This is a genomic window from Cupriavidus campinensis (genome assembly GCF_905397395.1).
Classification (GTDB): domain Bacteria; phylum Pseudomonadota; class Gammaproteobacteria; order Burkholderiales; family Burkholderiaceae; genus Cupriavidus; species Cupriavidus campinensis.
Genome location: NZ_CAJPVH010000064.1, coordinates 1 through 17,264, shown reverse-complemented (window position 1 = coordinate 17,264; position 17,264 = coordinate 1). Strand labels below are relative to the sequence as shown.

General features: G+C 64.8%; 16 protein-coding genes. 5 read left to right on the top strand and 11 right to left on the bottom strand.

Going from position 1 to position 17,264, the window contains the following annotated elements; translation table 11 throughout:
- Position 1 precedes the first annotated feature (1 nt).
- Together KHO18_RS24280 and KHO18_RS24275 are read left to right on the top strand one after the other, a co-directional pair.
- Positions 2-1,027 carry a response regulator gene (locus KHO18_RS24280; protein ID WP_211944033.1) on the top strand — a complete coding sequence of 342 codons (1,026 nt, stop codon included), beginning with the start codon at positions 2-4 and terminating at the stop codon, positions 1,025-1,027.
- A 424-nt stretch (positions 1,028-1,451) separates the two neighbouring features.
- The gene (locus KHO18_RS24275; RefSeq protein ID WP_144196360.1) at positions 1,452-2,228 is read left to right on the top strand and encodes a DUF4397 domain-containing protein; all 777 of its coding nucleotides are present in this window, start codon (positions 1,452-1,454) and stop codon (positions 2,226-2,228) included.
- A gap of 50 nt (positions 2,229-2,278) precedes the next feature.
- Here KHO18_RS24275 and KHO18_RS24270 read toward each other — a convergent pair whose 3' ends face one another.
- The 4 genes from KHO18_RS24270 to KHO18_RS24255 form a co-directional block, all read right to left on the bottom strand.
- Positions 2,279-2,602 (bottom strand): helix-turn-helix transcriptional regulator, encoded by a 324-nt coding sequence (locus KHO18_RS24270; RefSeq protein WP_092294482.1) that lies wholly within the window; start codon positions 2,600-2,602, stop codon positions 2,279-2,281.
- Between the two features lie 113 nt (positions 2,603-2,715).
- Complete coding sequence (locus tag KHO18_RS24265; protein WP_144196359.1) at positions 2,716-4,218, bottom strand: tripartite tricarboxylate transporter permease; 1,503 nt, start codon at positions 4,216-4,218, stop codon at positions 2,716-2,718.
- Positions 4,219-4,231: 13 nt separating this feature from the next.
- On the bottom strand, positions 4,232-4,693 hold the full coding sequence (locus KHO18_RS24260; RefSeq protein WP_144196358.1) for a tripartite tricarboxylate transporter TctB family protein: 462 nt from the start codon (positions 4,691-4,693) through the stop codon (positions 4,232-4,234).
- Between the two features lie 410 nt (positions 4,694-5,103).
- Positions 5,104-6,561, bottom strand: a complete 1,458-nt coding sequence (locus tag KHO18_RS24255; RefSeq protein ID WP_211944032.1) for an MATE family efflux transporter — start codon at positions 6,559-6,561, stop codon at positions 5,104-5,106.
- A 160-nt stretch (positions 6,562-6,721) separates the two neighbouring features.
- Between KHO18_RS24255 and KHO18_RS24250 the strand changes: the two genes are divergently transcribed.
- A complete protein-coding gene (locus tag KHO18_RS24250) occupies positions 6,722-8,149 on the top strand; it encodes an NAD-dependent succinate-semialdehyde dehydrogenase (protein WP_211944031.1) in 1,428 nt (475 codons plus the stop codon).
- Between the two features lie 92 nt (positions 8,150-8,241).
- Here KHO18_RS24250 and KHO18_RS24245 read toward each other — a convergent pair whose 3' ends face one another.
- The 6 genes from KHO18_RS24245 to KHO18_RS24220 form a co-directional block, all read right to left on the bottom strand.
- Entirely contained in the window at positions 8,242-8,595 is a 354-nt protein-coding gene (locus KHO18_RS24245; RefSeq protein WP_144196353.1) for a cytochrome C oxidase subunit IV family protein, read from the bottom strand.
- Positions 8,596-8,603: 8 nt separating this feature from the next.
- The gene (locus KHO18_RS24240) at positions 8,604-9,317 is read right to left on the bottom strand and encodes a heme-copper oxidase subunit III family protein (protein ID WP_211944030.1); all 714 of its coding nucleotides are present in this window, start codon (positions 9,315-9,317) and stop codon (positions 8,604-8,606) included.
- A gap of 18 nt (positions 9,318-9,335) precedes the next feature.
- Positions 9,336-10,004: a cytochrome c oxidase subunit 3 family protein gene (locus tag KHO18_RS24235; protein ID WP_144196351.1), complete on the bottom strand. Its 669-nt coding sequence runs from the start codon at positions 10,002-10,004 to the stop codon at positions 9,336-9,338.
- On the bottom strand, positions 10,001-11,755 hold the full coding sequence (gene ctaD / locus KHO18_RS24230; RefSeq protein WP_144196350.1) for a cytochrome c oxidase subunit I: 1,755 nt from the start codon (positions 11,753-11,755) through the stop codon (positions 10,001-10,003). The genes KHO18_RS24235 and ctaD overlap by 4 nt, the downstream gene beginning before the upstream one ends.
- A gap of 19 nt (positions 11,756-11,774) precedes the next feature.
- The gene (locus KHO18_RS24225) at positions 11,775-12,959 is read right to left on the bottom strand and encodes a cytochrome c oxidase subunit II (protein ID WP_144196349.1); all 1,185 of its coding nucleotides are present in this window, start codon (positions 12,957-12,959) and stop codon (positions 11,775-11,777) included.
- Positions 12,960-13,100: 141 nt separating this feature from the next.
- Positions 13,101-13,604 (bottom strand): hypothetical protein, encoded by a 504-nt coding sequence (locus KHO18_RS24220; RefSeq protein WP_144196348.1) that lies wholly within the window; start codon positions 13,602-13,604, stop codon positions 13,101-13,103.
- A gap of 281 nt (positions 13,605-13,885) precedes the next feature.
- On the opposite strand from KHO18_RS24220, the gene KHO18_RS24215 reads away from it, so the two are divergent.
- Both KHO18_RS24215 and KHO18_RS24210 read left to right on the top strand, forming a co-directional pair.
- Positions 13,886-14,068 carry a hypothetical protein gene (locus tag KHO18_RS24215; protein ID WP_066736414.1) on the top strand — a complete coding sequence of 61 codons (183 nt, stop codon included), beginning with the start codon at positions 13,886-13,888 and terminating at the stop codon, positions 14,066-14,068.
- A 46-nt stretch (positions 14,069-14,114) separates the two neighbouring features.
- Complete coding sequence (locus KHO18_RS24210; protein WP_211944029.1) at positions 14,115-14,282, top strand: hypothetical protein; 168 nt, start codon at positions 14,115-14,117, stop codon at positions 14,280-14,282.
- Between the two features lie 39 nt (positions 14,283-14,321).
- On the opposite strand, the gene KHO18_RS24205 is transcribed toward KHO18_RS24210, so the two are convergent.
- On the bottom strand, positions 14,322-17,264 hold a 2,943-nt coding region (locus KHO18_RS24205), incomplete at its 5' end, for a DUF748 domain-containing protein (RefSeq protein ID WP_211944028.1).

Below are 17,264 nucleotides of genomic sequence, written 5' to 3'. Positions count from 1 at the left end.
AATGCCAAGACCTAACCCACCGGCCGATGCGGCGGCCAATAGCGCAAAAGGCGCCAATAACGAGTACATGGCGATGGTGCTGCTGGTCGACGACCAGGCCATCATCGGCGAAGCGGTGCGCCGCGCGCTGGCCGGCGAGCCTGACATCGACTTCCACTACTGCGCGCAGCCGGACGAGGCCGTGGCCGTGGCGGAGCGCACGCAGCCGACCGTCATCCTGCAGGACCTGGTGATGCCGGGCACCGATGGCCTGACGCTCGTGCGGCGCTATCGGGAGAACCCCGGCACGCGCGACATCCCCATCATCGTGCTCTCCACCAAGGAAGAGGCCACGATGAAGAGCGCCGCGTTCGCGGCGGGCGCCAACGACTATCTCGTGAAGCTGCCGGACACCATTGAGCTCGTGGCGCGCATCCGCTATCACTCGCGCTCCTACCTGAACCTGCTGCAGCGCGACGAAGCGTATCGGGCACTCCGGCAGAGCCAGCAGCAATTGCTCGAAACCAACCTGGAACTGCAGCGACTGACCAACTCCGACGGCCTGACCGGGCTCTCGAACCGCCGCTATTTCGATGAATACCTGAGCGCCGAGTGGCGGCGCGCGCAGCGCGAGCAGACGCAGCTGGCACTGCTGATGATCGACGTGGATGCCTTCAAGGCCTACAACGACACCTACGGCCACGTAGCTGGCGACGAGGTGCTGCGCCGCGTGGCGGGCGTGATTCGCGACAACTGCGCGCGGCCGGCGGACCTGCCCGCGCGTTTCGGAGGCGAAGAGTTCTCGATGATCCTGCCGGCCACGTCGGCGGGCGGCGCAAGGCTGCTCGCGGAGAAGGTGCGGCGCGCGATCGAGTCTCTGCAGATTCCGCACAGCGGGTCGCCTACCAGCGACATGGTGACCATCAGCATCGGCGGCGCCGTGATCGTGCCCGATGAGAATGGCGATGCCAGCCGTCTCGTGCAGGCAGCGGATGCCGGCCTGTACCAGGCCAAGCGCAATGGCCGCAATCAGGTCGTGATGGTGTAAGTATTTCCACGCGCGCGGCACCGCGCCGCGCGCCACCCCTCCCGCCTCAAAGGCCGACAACGCCCGGCGCCGTGTAAGAACTACCCGCCCCCTTCGGCCCATGCTTCGCGCCTCGGCTTTGCGCGGCATTCGGCACGCCTGATGCACGCGGCACTACGTGTACTTGTATCAGCTTTGTAACCGAACTGTGGGAATTCTCCGACATTGATATCGGAGGTGCCCGGCTGTCCCGCACCTTCCCGCATGCCTATCGTTGCATCAGGCAAGCGCATTCACGCACGGCTGCCAGCAGAGCAACTAGCAACGATTGCCCGCGCGGCACGCCACCATCGCCATTCGAGAGAGCACCGGCGCATTGGGCTGGTGTGAGATCGTGTGCGTCCCGCGCGCCCCAATGATCCCAACGTAAAAGAGGTGAACAACTATGGCATTCAAGCGGAACATCATTCTGGGCCTGGCGCTCGCGACCACGGCAGTCCTCGCAGCCTGCGGTGGCGGCGATGACGGCATCGACGACCGCGTGGGCCTGAGCAAGCCCTCGGTACGCGTCATCCACGCCGTGACGGCCGGCCCCAACGTCGACGTGCTGCAGAACGGCGCGCAGACCTCGCTGACCAACATCCCCTACAAGACGGTCTCGGGCTATTTCAACGTCGAGGAAGGCAACAACCTGTTCGCGTTCAACCTCGCCGGTACGTCCACGCAGATCGGCTCGACCACTGTTTCGGCGCACACCGGCCACAAATACACCGTGGTGGCGCTGCCTGGCACGACGTCGGCCGACGTGCTGCAGATCGATGATCCGTACGGCAAGGGCCTGCTGGACACCTCAGCACGTATCCGCGGCCTGAATGCCTCGATCAATGCGCAGAACGTGGATATGTACCTGACCACGCCGGCGCAGGATATCGCGGCCGTGACGCCGACCATCGCCGCCATCGGCTACAAGAGCGCAGTGCCGGCCTCAGGCCAGGATTCAATCTATGTGGATGGTGGCACCTATCGCCTGCGCGTGACCACGGCCGGCACCAAGACCGTGATCTTCGACTCGGGCGCACTGACCGTGAACAAGAACGATGACTGGCTGATTACCACGATCCCGGCTGACGGCTTTGGCGCCGTGGTGCCGAACAAGATCAAGGTCCTGGTGGCACAGAGCAGCACCAGCAACGCCACGGCGCAGGAACTGGTCAGCCAGTAAGCCTCGCCACATGGCAAGAGCCCTCTCCTCGGGCCAAGGACGCCGCCGCTTCAGGCGGCGTCTTTCTTTTGCGCGTGGTTGCCGGCGCCCGGCAGGTCTGACTTGAGCACGTCGAGATGCGACAGGTAGGCATCCAGTTCGGCGCGGCCGCTGTCGGTGATGGTATAGACGCGACCGTTACCTTCCACCAGCTCCGCCGTGATCGAGCGGGCGATCATCAGGCTGCGCAGAATGGGCCGCAGTGCGCGGATGTTCTTGTCGATGCCGCGCTCGCGCAGCCGCTCCATCAGACTGAAGACGGTGGACGGGCTGGCTTGAACGAGCTTGAGGATATAGAGCCGGGAAACGACCCGGTCGAGCGAAGGCGTGATCATGGGCGCAGTCGCTTTGGAAAGTCCTTAAAAAAACGGGGTGCGCGAGGCACCCCGAAAGCTTGCGTTGTGTGCCCGGCAAAAGCCGGTGTTACTCAGGAGCGCGCCACGGAGCGCTATTCCTCCTGGAACGCTTCCTCGCGCTTGGCCTTGATCGACGGCAGTGCCACCACGGCCACCAGTGCGGCAGCGGCAATCAGCAGGCCCATCGACAGCGGGCGCGTCACGAACACGGTGAAGTCACCACGCGACAGCAGCAGCGAGCGGCGGAAGTTCTCTTCCATCATCGGCCCCAGCACGAAGCCGAGCAGCAGCGGTGCCGGTTCGCACTTGAGCTTCAGGAACAGATAGCCGATCACGCCGAAGCCGGCAGCCATGAAGACGTCGAACGTCTGGTTGTTGACCGAGTACACGCCAATGCCGCAGAACACGAGAATCGCGGGGTACAGGAAGCGATACGGCACGGTCAGCAGCTTCACCCAGATACCGATCATCGGCAGGTTCAGGATGATCAGCATCAGGTTGCCGATCCACATCGAGGCGATCAGGCCCCAGAACAGCGCCGGGTTGCTGGTCATCACCTGCGGACCGGGCTGGATGTTGTGGATGGTCATCGCGCCTACCATCAGCGCCATCACCGCGTTGGGCGGAATGCCCAGCGTCAGCAGCGGGATGAAGGAGGTCTGTGCCGCCGCGTTGTTGGCCGATTCCGGACCTGCCACGCCTTCGATGGCGCCCTTGCCGAATTCATGCGCGTACTTGGAGGTCTTCTTCTCGAGCGAGTAGGCCGCGAACGAAGCCAGTGCCGCACCGCCGCCCGGCAGGATACCCAGCGCGGAACCCAGGGCCGTGCCACGCAGCACCGCCGGAATCATGCGCTTGAAGTCTTCCTTGGTCGGAAACAGGTTGGTCACCTTGTTCGTGAACGTCTCCCGGGCTTCCTTCTGCTCCAGGTTCGCGATGATTTCCGCGAAGCCGAACATACCCATGGCCAGCGCGACGAAGTCGATACCGTCGGTCAGCTCAGGCACGTCGAACGAGAAGCGCGCCGCGCCCGAGTTCACGTCGGTGCCGATCAGGCCCAGCAGCAGACCCAGCACGATCATCGACACAGCCTTCGGCAGCGAGCCCGAAGCCAGCACCACGGCACCGATCAGGCCCAGCACCATCAGCGAGAAGTACTCGGCGGGGCCGAACTTGAACGCCAGTTCCGACAGCGGCGTTGCAAAGGCGGCCAGGATCAGCGTGGCCACGCAACCGGCGAAGAACGAGCCGAGACCGGCAGTGGCCAGCGCCACGCCGGCACGGCCACGCCGCGCCATCTGGTAGCCATCGATGGTGGTCACCACCGACGACGACTCACCCGGCAGGTTCACCAGAATTGCGGTCGTGGAACCGCCGTACTGGGCGCCGTAGTAGATACCAGCCAGCATGATCAGCGCAGCCACCGGGGGCAGCGTGTACGTGACCGGCAGCAGCATGGCGATGGTGGCGAGGGGGCCAAGGCCCGGCAGCACGCCAATCAGCGTCCCCAGCACGCAGCCGAGGAAGGCGTACGCGAGGTTCTGCAGGGACAATGCCGTGGAGAATCCCAGGGCAAGGTGATCGAACAATTCCATTTGGACGGGCTCCTTAGCCGGTAATGAAGGCAGGCCACACCGGCATCTGCAGGTTGATGCCGTACACGAACGCGCCCAGGCTGATCAGCACGAGGACCACACCGTTCAGGAGTGCGCCCTTCCAGCTGAACTCATGGCTCGCCATCGACGAGACCAGCACCAGCACGAAGACCGACAACACCATACCGAGGGGCTTGAGCAACAGACCGAACAGCACCACGGAACCGAGAATCCACAACAGTGTCTTGAGGTCCCAACGCGCGAGTTGGTCTTCTTCGCCCTTCGTCGAGAGCGAACCCAGCGTCACGATCGCGCCCAGCAGGGCGAGCACGAGTCCGAGCAGGAACGGAAAATATCCTGGCCCCATCTTCGCCGCCGTTCCCATGGAATAGCCGCGCGCGACGAAGGAAAAGCCCAGACCGACCAGGACAAACATCAGGCCGGAGGCAAAGTCCTTTTGGCTGCGTATGCGCAAAATGAATCTCCTCAAAGTGGTGAAAATCGGTACCGCGCGGCACGCCGGCTCTGGCGCCCGCACTGCGAATGCATGACAGGCAAGCATCCGATGCGACGGAGCGAACAGTAGAGACGCGATCTTTCAGGCGCCTTTCATTTGTCTGGCTTCAGGGTAATTCCTGATTCCCGCACCGTATGCGGGCCAAGGCCAATGAATCATGTCGTGATGCAATTCATCGAAGCGAATTGCAGCCCATGAAAGTCAATTGAAAGGCGAGGCGAAAGGCGAATGAAAGAAAAAACGCCGCATGACGCGGCGTCCTGGTGGTTGGGCGGAGTTTTGCTTTCGAACGCCTTACATTGCTGCACCGCGGCGCACGCGGCGACTCAAATGTCTCTCATGTGAAAGCGCATTCGCCTGTTACCCGATCACCGGGCGGGCGATGTCGCGGCATCGGCGTCTTCGCAAGGCGTGCCCATGCTGGTATCGGGTGCCTGGCCGACAGCCTCCGCATGAGGCTCGGCAGGCAGGATGTGGCTGCGCTTCCAGTTGCCGAAGCGGTAGTAGGCAAAGGCCAGCGCCACGGACACGACCGAGCCAACCGGGAAACTCCACCAGATCGACTCGGCGCCGATATGCGGCTCCAGCAGCCATGCGAACGGCAGCCGGATCCCCCACATCGACACGAACAGGATAACCAGGGGCGCCATGACCGCACCGGTGGCGCGCACCGTGCCAAACACAACAATCGTGAAGCCGAACAGGATGAACGACCACAGCACCACGCGGTTGATATGCTGGGCGATGCCAATCGCCGTGCTGTCCTCGCCAAGAAAAATGCCGAGCGAATGCCGGTTGAACAGGTAGATCAGCGCCACCAGCGCCCCGGTCATCACCACATTGAACAGCAGGCCCATGCGCGTAATGCGGGCGACGCGCGGCCACAGGCCGGCGCCCACATTCTGCGCGACCATCGACGACACGCTGGCGCCAACGGCCAGGGCCGGCATCTGCACGTAAGTCCATAACTGCGAGGCCACGCCGTAGGCTGCCGTGGTCTGCGAGCCATAGGTGTTGACCAGCGACATCATGACAATCGCCGACGATGAGATCACCACCATCTGCAGGCCCATTGGCAGGCCTTTCGCCACCAGCGCGCGGAGAATGGCCCGGTCGGGCCACAGCAACGCCAGTTGCTCCTTGTGCAGCAGCAGGAAATGGCGTCGCCGGTACAGCACCGCAATCATCGCCACGAGGCTCACCAACTGGGCGATCAGCGTCGCCAGCGCGGAGCCGGCGATGCCGAGCGCCGGCAACGGCCGGACACCAAAGATCAGCACCGGGTTCAGCACCACATCGAGCACCACCGACAGCAGCATGAAATAGAACGGCGTGCGCGAGTCCCCTGCGCCGCGCAGCGTCATCATCACGAAGTTGTAGAAATACATGAACGGCAGCGCCACGAAGATGATGCGCAGGTAGATCACCGCCAGTGGCGCCGCGTCGTCAGGCGTATGCATGGCCGCGAGGATGTGCGGCGTAAAGACGAAGCCAAGCACCGACGCCAGGATCGACAGGCCCACGAAGAACGTGGTGCCGGTGCCGACCACGCGGCGCGCTTCGTCGATATTCCGTGCGCCCACGGCCTGGCCAATCATGATCGTGTTGGCCATGCTGATGCCGAACACCACGCCAAGCAGGAAAAACAGGATGATATTGGCGTTGGACGTGGCCGTCAGCGCGGCCTCGCCGAGGTAGCGACCCACCCAGACCGAGTTGATCGAAGCGTTCAGCGACTGAAGGATGTTGCTGCCCAGCACCGGCAGCGAGAACAGCAACAGCGTGCGGCCGATCGGGCCCGTGGTCAGTCTGGCGTCTGGCTTCATGGCGGGCGTGCGGGACGATGTGCGGCATATCGGGTCCGCCAGTCTAGCGTGAATCCTCCCGGGGCAAGTGACCGATTATCGGCCATCACTACCCCGTGCGCGTTCCGGCCCGACGCGTTAAGCTTGCGGTTTCTCGACCCGACCGACTCAGGAGACACGCATGTACCAGGATCTCGCCCTCTATATCGATGGGGAATTCATCAAGGGAGGCGACCGGCGCGAACAGGATGTCATCAACCCGGCGACCCAGGAAGTCCTCGGCAAGCTGCCCCACGCCACCCGCGCCGACCTCGATCGCGCGCTGGCCGCGGCGCAACGCGCTTTCGAGACGTGGAAAAAGACCTCGCCGCTGGAGCGCTCCGCCATCCTGCGTCGCGTAGCAGAACTGACGCGCACGCGCGCCAAGGAGATTGGCCGCGATATCACGCTGGATCAGGGCAAGCCGCTGGCCGAGGCCGTGGGCGAAGTGATGATCTGCGCCGAGCACGCCGAATGGCACGCCGAGGAAGCGCGCCGCATCTACGGCCGCGTGATTCCCCCGCGCAACCCGGCCGTGCGCCAGATCGTGGTGCGCGAGCCGATTGGCGTCTGCGCCGCCTTCACGCCGTGGAATTTCCCGTTCAACCAGGCAATCCGCAAGATCGTCGCGGCGCTGGGCGCCGGTTGCACGCTGATCCTGAAGGGCCCGGAGGATTCACCGAGCGCCGTGGTGGCCCTGGCGCGCCTGTTCCATGACGCCGGCCTGCCCCCGGGAGTGCTGAACATCGTCTGGGGCGTGCCGAGCGAAGTATCGACCTACCTGATCGAATCCCCGATCGTGCGCAAGATCTCGTTCACGGGTTCCGTACCAGTGGGCAAGCAACTGGCCGCGCTGGCCGGCGCGCACATGAAGCGCGTGACGATGGAGCTGGGCGGTCATTCGCCGGTGCTGGTCTTCGACGATGCCGACATCGAGCCGGCCGCCGAAATGCTGGCGCGCTTCAAGCTGCGCAACGCCGGCCAGGTGTGCGTCTCCCCGACGCGCTTCTACGTCCAGGAAAAGGCTTACGACAAGTTCCTGGCGCGCTTCACCGAGGTGATCGGTTCGATCAAGGTCGGCAACGGCCTTGACGACGGCACGCAGATGGGCCCGCTCGCGCACGAGCGACGTATCGCATCGATGGAGCAGTTCCTTGACGATGCCAACCACCGCGGCGGCAAGATCGTGGCGGGCGGCGCACGCATCGGCGACAAGGGCTTCTTCTTCGCCCCGACCGTGGTGACGGACCTGCCTGACGACGCCAAGCTGATGGTGGACGAGCCGTTCGGCCCGGTAGCGCCGGTCACGCGCTTCAAGGATGCCGAGGAAGCCCTGCGCCGCGCCAACAGCCTGCCCTTCGGCCTGGCCTCGTACGTGTTCACCAACTCGCTGAAGACGGCCCACCTGGTCTCCAACGGCCTCGAAGCCGGCATGGTCAACATCAACCACTTCGGCATGGCCCTCTCCGAAACGCCGTTCGGCGGCATCAAGGACTCCGGCATCGGCAGCGAAGGCGGGATGGAGACATTCGACGGGTATCTGGTGACGAAGTTTATTACGCAGATCTGAGCGTAAAGGCGGGCGCACGTGGCCCGCTAGCTGAAGACAAAGGCCGGGGAAACCCGGCCTTTGTTTTGAATCCGCGCATCCACGAACCCTGGCTACTTGAAAAACACCCCCCGCGTCAGGAACGTGTAGTCCGCCTCTTCCGCCATCAGCCATACCAGCACCAGCAGGCACAGCGGCGGCAGCAGGATGGCGCAGATCAGGGCCATGCGCTCCCACGCCATGTGCATGAACACGGCGATGATCAATCCGGCTTTCAACGCCATGAAGATCAGGATCAGGGCCCAGCGCAGGAAGCCCTGCACGTGGAAGTAGTCCACCATGTACGACATCGTGGACAGGATGAACAGCAGGATCCAGACCTTCAGGTACAGGCCGATCGGGTGGGCCTGTCCGCCATGCGACGACGGTTCGGTGGCCAGATCGGGAGCGGTGGGAGTCGATGCCATGGCCAGCCTCACCAGAGATAGAACAGCGCGAAGATAAAGACCCAGACCAGGTCCACGAAGTGCCAGTACAGCCCGGAAATCTCCACAGGCTGGTAGTTGCCCGTGACGTCGTAGTGCCCGCGCTGCACCTTGTTGGCGATGACGAGCAGGTAGATCACACCACACGACACGTGGAAGCCGTGGAAGCCGGTAATCATGAAGAACGTGGAGCCGAACTGCGCCGCCCCCATCGGGTTGCCCCAGGGCCGCACGCCCTCGTGGATCAGCTTCGACCATTCGAACGCCTGCATGCCGACGAACGATGCCCCGAGGACCGCCGTGGCCAGCATCAGCATCGCGCATTCGCGGCGCTGGCGCCGGTAGGCGAAGTTGACGGCCATCGCCATGGTGCCGCTACTCGTGATCAGCACGAACGTCATGATGGCGATCAGGATCAGCGGCACCTGCCGGCCGGCGATCTCCAGCGCGAACACTTCGCTCGGATTGGGCCACGGCACGGTCGTCGACATCCGCACGGTCATGTAGCCGGTCAGGAAGCAACTGAATACGAACGTGTCGGACAGCAGGAAGATCCACATCATGGCCTTGCCCCACGACACCTTGAAGGCCATCTGGTCAGACGACCAGTCTGCGAGCAGGCCCTTCACGCCGGACGGCAAATGGTCTGCCATGCCGTGCGCCGGCGGCGTGGGCGATGTGGGCGACGAAACTGGCGAGGTCATCGGTATTCCCCTTCTCTGCTAGGCGGTGCCGCAGATGTAGCGGACGATCTCGGGCGTCAGCCAGCCCAGCGCACCCAGCAGCACGAGCCACAGCGCCAGCAGGAAGTGCCAGTACCGGGTACACAGGCCGATACGCGTCACTGTGCGCGTGCCGCTGCCGCGATCCATCGCCACATAGGCGAATGCGACCAGCCCGCCCACCACGTGCAGGCCATGCATGGCCGTGAGCAGGTAGAAGAAGCTGCCGGCGGGATTGTTGGCCGGCACCACATGCAGCGCGTACAGCGCCTGCCAGGCCCAGAGCTGCGACGCCACGAAGGCCGCAGCACCAAGACCGCCCAGGCGCAATGCCGTGCGCGCGCGCTCCATATGTCCCGCCCGCGCGGCACGCGTGGAAAGCTGCATCGCCACGCTGGCCGCAGCCAGCAGTCCGGTGGACAGCCATACCTGCCAGGGCAGCGCCACGCGATGCCAGTCCGGGCTGTCCATCCGCATTGCAAAGGCGACGAGAAACAGCGAGAACAGCGACGTGACGACGCCAATGAACGCCCACAGACCAATGCTGCCAGGCGCGCGCACCTCGCGGTCGTGTGTGGCGTCGCCCCCGCCGGGGCCGCCGCTCGGCCCCTCGCGTGAGACCCGGAACACGCCTGACGGCGATTGCGTGGCGATGGATTCGGCGTTCATGCCACGGCCCCCTTGCTTTCGTATGGCTCGGGCTCATGCCCGCCCGCCTCCGGCGGCGCATTCTGGGCGATGAAGTCCTCGGGCGCGCCCGGCACGCTGTACGCATAGGCCCAGCGATAGACCACCGGCTGGTGCGGCCCCCAATTTCCGTGTACGGGCGGCGTATCGGGTGTCTGCCATTCCAGCGACGCCGCGCGCCAGGGATTCGGCCCCGCAGGCCGCCCGTGTCGCACGCTCCATGCAAGGTTGTAGACAAACAGCAGCTGTGCGAAGGCCACCACGAACGCAGCAATCGAGATATACATGTTCATCACGTGCGCCGACTCGGGAATGAAGCTGTAGTTGTCGAACGCGTAGTAGCGGCGCGGCATGCCCAGCACGCCCAGGTAATGCATCGGGAAGAAGATGGCGTAAGTGCCGATGAAGGTGACCCAGAAGTGGATATGCCCCAGCGTGTCGTTGAGCATGCGCCCGGTCACCTTGGGATACCAGTGGTAGAGGCCACCAAACACCACCAGGATCGGCGACACGCCCATCACCATGTGGAAATGCGCGACAACGAAATAGGTGTTGGAGAGCGGAATGTCCACGCTGACATTGCCAAGGAACAAGCCGGTCAGCCCACCAATCACGAAGGTGCTGATGAAGGCAATCGCGAAGAGCATCGGCACGGAGAAATGGATATCGCCACGCCACAGCGTGATGACCCAGTTGTAGACTTTGATGGCCGTTGGCACCGCGATGATCAGCGTTGTCGTGGCGAAGAAGAAGCCGAAATACGGATTCATGCCGCTGACAAACATATGGTGCGCCCACACCACCACGGAGAGCAGCCCGATGGCGAGGATGGCCCACACCATCGTGCGATAGCCGAAGATGCTCTTGCGCGAGTGCACGCTGACGAGGTCCGAGACGATGCCGAACGCCGGCAGCGCCACGATATAGACCTCCGGATGCCCGAAGAACCAGAACAGGTGCTGGAACAGCAACGGGCTGCCACCCTTATAGTCGAGCTGCTGGCCCATCGACACCATTGCCGGCATGAAGAAGCTCGTGCCGAGCGTCTTGTCGAGCAGCATCATCACGCCCGAGACGAATAGCGCCGGAAACGCCAGCAGCGCCAGGATGGTCGCCATGAAGATGCCCCACACGGACAGCGGCATGCGCAGCAGCGTCATGCCCTCGGTGCGCGCCTGGAGCACGGTGGTCACGTAGTTCAGGCCGCCCATCGTGGCAGCCACGATGAAGATCACCAGCGACACCAGCATCAGGATGATGCCCCAGTCATAGCCCGGCGTGCCGGGCAGGATGGCCTGCGGCGGGTAGAGCGTCCAGCCTGCGCCCGTGGGCCCGCCCGGCACGAAGAAGCTCGCCAGCAGTACGATCACCGACAGGAAATAGACCCAGAAGCTGAGCATGTTGAGGAACGGGAACACCATGTCACGTGCGCCCACCATCAACGGGATCAGATAGTTGCCAAAGCCGCCCAGGAACAGCGCCGTCAGCAGGTAGATCACCATGATCATGCCGTGCATGGTGACGAACTGGTAATAGCGGTTGGCGTCGATGAAATCGAACTTGCCCGGGAAGCCCAGCTGCATCCGCATGAGGTTGGAGAGCGCAACGCCGATCAGCCCTACGATGATCGCGACAATGGTGTACTGCACCGCGATTACCTTGTGGTCCTGACTCCAGATGTAGCGCGCCCCGAAGGTCTGCGGGCCGTGGTGGGCATCATCGGCGTAAGCCATCTCATCCTCCTCCCGCGCGTTACTTGCCCGCCTGCGGCGTGGCGGCCGCGCCGCTGCCGAGCGAACGGATATAGGCCGTCAGCGCGGCGACTTCCGCGTCGGAGACCGGCATTGGCGGCATCAGCGGCCCGAAGCCCTTGATCAGCCGCGCGTGCGGATCGACGATCTCGGTCTTCAGGAACGCATCGTCCACCGGCGCGCTGCTGCCGTCGGCGAACGTCTGCGTGCTGCCGTACAGCCCCTTCCATGTCGGCCCCACGCCGGGCTTGCCGTCCACGCTGTGACAGGCCACGCAACCCTTGCTCTGGGCCAGCGCGCGGCCCTGCTCGACGAGGTCGGTGCCGGAGGCCACCGTGGTCTCGGGCGTGGGCGTTGCGGCCGTGCCCGGTGCCGCGGCCATCGGTGGTGCTGTCTTGGCCATCGTCATCGCGAAGGTCTGCTGCTTGGCAAGCCATGCATCGAACGAAGCCTGGTCCTCCACAACCATGTGGCCGCGCATGTTGTAGTGCCCCACGCCGCACAGCTGCGCGCAGAGGATGTCGAACTTGCCGGCCTGCGTGGGCGTGAACCAGAACGAGGTGACCATGCCCGGCACCATGTTCATGCGCGCGCGGATCGGCGGTACGTAGAAGTCGTGCAGCACGTCTTTCGAGCGCAGCAGCACCTTCACCGGCCGGTTCAGCGGCAGATGCACCTCGGGCCCCACCACGATGATGTTGTCCTGCCCGCGCGGATCGTCGGGATTGATCCCGAGCGGGTTCGTCGCCGTGACGAAGCGCGCATCGGATGTGCCGAGCTGCCCGCTCTTGCCGGGAAAGCGGAACGCCCATTGCCACTGCTGGCCCACCACCTCCACCACCATCGCATCGCGCGGCGGGCGCACGTAGTCGGCGTAGACGATCAGCCCCGGCGCCAGCATCGCGATGATGCCGATGGCAGTGAGGCCGATCAGCCATAGCTCCAGCTTGCGATTCTCCGGCTGATAGGCAGCGCGATGCCCCGCGCGATGGCGGTAGCGCCACACGACGTAGCCGATGAACAGGTTAATGACGATGAAGAAGAAGCCCGTGATGACCAGCGTAATGGTCAACGTATCGTCCATCTGTTTCCAGTTGGACGCGAGCGGCGTCGCCCACCACGGGCTCACGAAATGAAAGAGCACCGAAGCGACGACGATGACGACGAGTGCGATGGCTATCGCCATATCCACCCTCCTCCACGCGGAGGCAGTACCGCGAGGGATGCGCAGGTCACGCAGGTGGAATAAGACTAGTGCATGGTCTCAGGTCACTGCAAGGCGACATCGCCGCGCCGTCGTGCGGCGATGCACAAACTCGCCAGGGATCTAGTGCGATACGTCTCGGCTCTCCAGCTTCCAGTAGCAGAGCGCGATGGCCATGCCGAACACCAGGTGCCCGATCAGCGTGTGCCAGCCGCGCGCATCCACGAACCACGGAAACACGCGCGTCATGACATAGAAGTTGAACAGGTAGACCACCAGCCCGAACACGGCGCCGGCCAGCATCGACATGCCCACGCTCGAATCCAGCTGGAACGGCGCGATGAGCGCACAGAGCACCATGCCAAGTATCGCGCCCAGCACGAAATGGATGATCACGGCCACGGCCACGGTTCCGACGCTGAACAGCGAGGTCTGCAACACGTCCTGGCCCATCACGATGGCTGCGATCATGCGCGTGGTGCCCCATGGATGGACCCCCGATACCATCGTCGACCAGAACATCTCGAGCACGATCAGCAGCGCGCCGGCTGCGAGTCCCGATACGGCGGCCGCGGTCCAGTCTGGCAAGCGGCGCACGTAATGGTGCGATTGCATGTGAAGTTCCATGGCGTCCTCCTACGTCGAACATTGTTTCCGATCCAATGCGCAGCGCCCGGCGGCGCCGTGGCGCGCGCTGAGTCCAGCATAGGACACGCGCCCACGCGCGGCGGCGGCCCGTGCCGATTTGCGTACCTCGGCGCGGGTCATGTCTCGTGGGAGATACCTGGGGCGTTGCGTGCGCTGCACGCACGTTTCAAACGCTGCGGGAGAACCCTGAGTCCGGCGGCCTTGTATTCGCCACACAGGGCCTATACTGGAAACACAAAGAAGCAAGACAGGAGACCGCCATGATCCACCTACAGGCGCACGATCTTGTATTTCTGATCCCCATGGCGCTCGTCGGGCTACTGGCGATGGGCGCGATTCCGGTGGCCGCCAAGGCGTTACGCATCAGTTGCCGTTGCGCCGGCGCGATCATCGGCGTCTTGTTAGGCGTGCTGGTCCTGGAGGCGTTGCCGCTGCTGATCTAGGCAAGACCCGCAGCGAGGCGCCTCTGTAAGTGAGAGGAGAGGCGCGATGTCACTCACCCTGCTCGCCGCCCTGATGGCGGCGCTGCTCGCCGTGACTGTCGCGAGCGCGATCTGGCACTGCAGCCATCCGTACCGGATGCGCTACAGGCGCTGCGCGCGCGAGCGCAGGCGCCGCATGGGCATCTGCCGCCAGCCACCCCGCCACCACGGATGACGGGGGCCGATGACCGGCCCCCGCGCCCGGCCATCCCCATCATTGTCGAATCGAGAAATCGACCCGGTTCGGTCCGCCTTTGTCCTTGATCCCTTCAGCCGTCAGCTTCGGCGCGGTCAGGAATAGTTTCGCGTCTGGCACCTTGCCGTCGCGTTCCAGCGCCTGCTTGACGGCCAGCGCACGCTGGTCAGCCAGCGCCCGCAACTCGGTATCGGTCACGGGGGCGTGTTCCAGCAGCAGCTTTTCCATCTCCTGGGTAGACAACGACTTGTTCAGGCCGATGAAGTTGGTGGGCTTCCTGAACGACTCGCGCTTGTACACCGCTGCCACGTACTTTGGATACTCCTGCGGCGACACCGTCACCCGCGCGCCCTGCTCGCCGCCTTCGCCTTCCTCCGCCTGCGCGCCTGCCTGTGCACTGCGGCGCAGCTCGCGCTGCTTGGCTTCTGCCACGCGCTGGTCCAGCCAGACGCGGCGGGCGCCATCGGCATCGGTCGCCGGATCGATCCGCCCGCTGATCTCCAGACGCAACGAAGGCCGGTCGTTGAGTGCCTTGCCCACCGTAGTGATCTTGTCGCGCGCGGCATCTGTCAGCGTAGAGGAACCCGGCGCGAACTCGATATAGCCCAGCTCCTCGCCGCTGCCGCCAAACGCCGAGGCAATCAGCGAGAACGGCGACGTGATGGCCTTGGTAAGCAGGTTGACGATCACACGCACGATCACGCCGCCGATGCTGAACTCGGGGTCGGACAGCGACCCCGACACCGGCAGGTTCACATCGATCACCCCGTTGCGGTCCTTCAGCAACGACACGGCCAGCAGCACCGGCAGCTTCACCGCGTCCGGGCTGTCTACGCGCTCGCCGAAGGTCAGCTGATCCAGGTAGAGGTGGTTGCGGGCGTCGAGCTTGCCATTCTCGATCTTGTACCCCACGTCCACCGTGAGCTTGCCCTTGGTGATCGGGTAGCCGGCGTACTTGGCCGCGTAGGGGGTCAGGCGCGTCAACTCCACGCCGGCCGCCTTCGCGGCGATGTCGAGATACAACTGCTCGCCGAGCGGATTGATCTTGCCGCTGATGCTGACCGGCGCGTCGTCGTCGAGCCGGCCGTCGAGCACGAGATCTGCCGGCGTCGGGTCCGCCGACGATACCTTCGACACCGAGCCCTTCATGTCGGTCAGGTTCGCCGTGTAGTTCGGCTTGATGAAGAAGTCCGAGAAATTGATGTTGCCCTTCTGGATTGCCACGCCGCCGAGCCGGATCTGCGGACGCGGGCCAGCAGGTGCCGGCGCCGCGGCCGGTGCCTTGGCCTGCGGGGGCGGAGCCGCCGGCGCGGAGGCGGCGGGTGCCGAGGCAGGGTTCGCCTGCGTCAGACTGGTGGAGGGCGCCGCTTCGCCCTTCTCCGCGCCGCCCGCCATCACGTCCTGCAGGTTGAGCCGGCCATTGGCATTGAGAATCACGCGCGCATAGAAGTCGGACAGCGACACGCTGTTGATACCCAGCTGCAGCGGCCCCTTGGCCTCGTCCATGTTGAAGTCGACGCCGGTCACGGCCAGCGCGCGCCAGCGCAGGAAGTCCTCGCCACTGATGCGGTCCACCGTGCGGACGTTGCCGGCCAGCACGTTGCCGTTGAAGCGCGCCGCAATCGGCTTGCCGGCTGGCGCCACCACGCCGAGCTTGCCCTTCACCGACAGCAGGCCGCTGCGCAGCGCCGCGTTGAAGCGGTCCGCCATGTACGGCTGGAGCGACGTCATGTCGATGTCGCGCAGGTCCACCTGCAATTGCGCGGCCGGCAGCGTCGGCGTGACATCGCCGTCCAGGCTCATCACGCCCTTGCGGCCACTCTCCGCATGCAGCTTCAGCGGCATTGCGCCGGCCGCGAGCGGCCAGGTCACGGTGCCCGTGGTCAGGCCGATATTGCGGAACTGATGGATGACCGGCCGGCCGCGATTCGCCTCGGCCGGCGCATAGTCCGCCAGCCGTGCGGCGCCCCCTTCGACCGATACCTTGCCAAGCCGGACTTTCCATCCCGGCGGGGCAGCAGCGCCGTTGCGCCCATTCGGGGCGCTGGCGGCGGGCGCAGCCGGGGCGGGCTTGGCGGGCACCGCCTTCCGCTCGGCGGATTCCACCGCCCAGATGCGGGCCATTTCCAGCAGTTCGCCGTGATGGTCCCGGGTGGCAGCGATCTGCGGCTTCACGAGCGAGACCTGCCCGGCCTCGAAGCTCTGCCGCGCCAGGTCGAGGTTGATGTCCTCGAGCACAAGCTTGTCGGCCCTGACCAGCGGCAGCTTGTCGCCCTCCAGATCGGCGGCGCGGCGCGTGACGCGCAGCGCACGGCCCCTGCCGTTGCCCGTGTTGTTGCCCCGGGCAGCCGATTCGGCGCGTGCGGCTTGCCGTTCGGCTTGCCGTGCCGCTTGCCGTTCGGCATTGGCCGGGCGTTCGGCCGCAGCCGGGGTGGCCGGCAGGACGATCGGTTCGCGCGTGGCCACGTAGACCGGCGACAGTTCCAGCCGGGATTTCTCCAGCGTGAACTGGAACACCGGCTGGGACCACGCCATCTTGTAGTGGAGTTCGGCATTGATGCCGGTGTCGCCAAACTGACTGCGCAGTTCGCGCGGCCACCAGGCAGCGAAGCCCTGCGGCCGCAGCCCCGTGGATTCGAGCGTGCCGGCCAGCGTGCCCTGGGCCAGCGCCAGCTCCCCGGTGTGCCTGAGGGTCTGGCCGTCGGCGATGGTTATCGTCGCGTCGAGCTTCGCCGGCTTGTCGCCGGTGCTGGCCAGGCCAGCCACGTCCACGCTGACCGGGCCAAGATCGAGCTTGCCGGGGCCGGACGGCGCGAGTTCATCGACAAAGCCAATCCGCGCATTCTTGAGCGCCACGCGCTCCACGGCATAAGACCACGGCACCTCCTCGGCCTTCGGCGGCGCCTGCACGCCGGCAGCGGCCGGGGCGGAGGCGGGAGCGGCGGGCGCAGCCGGGGCGGC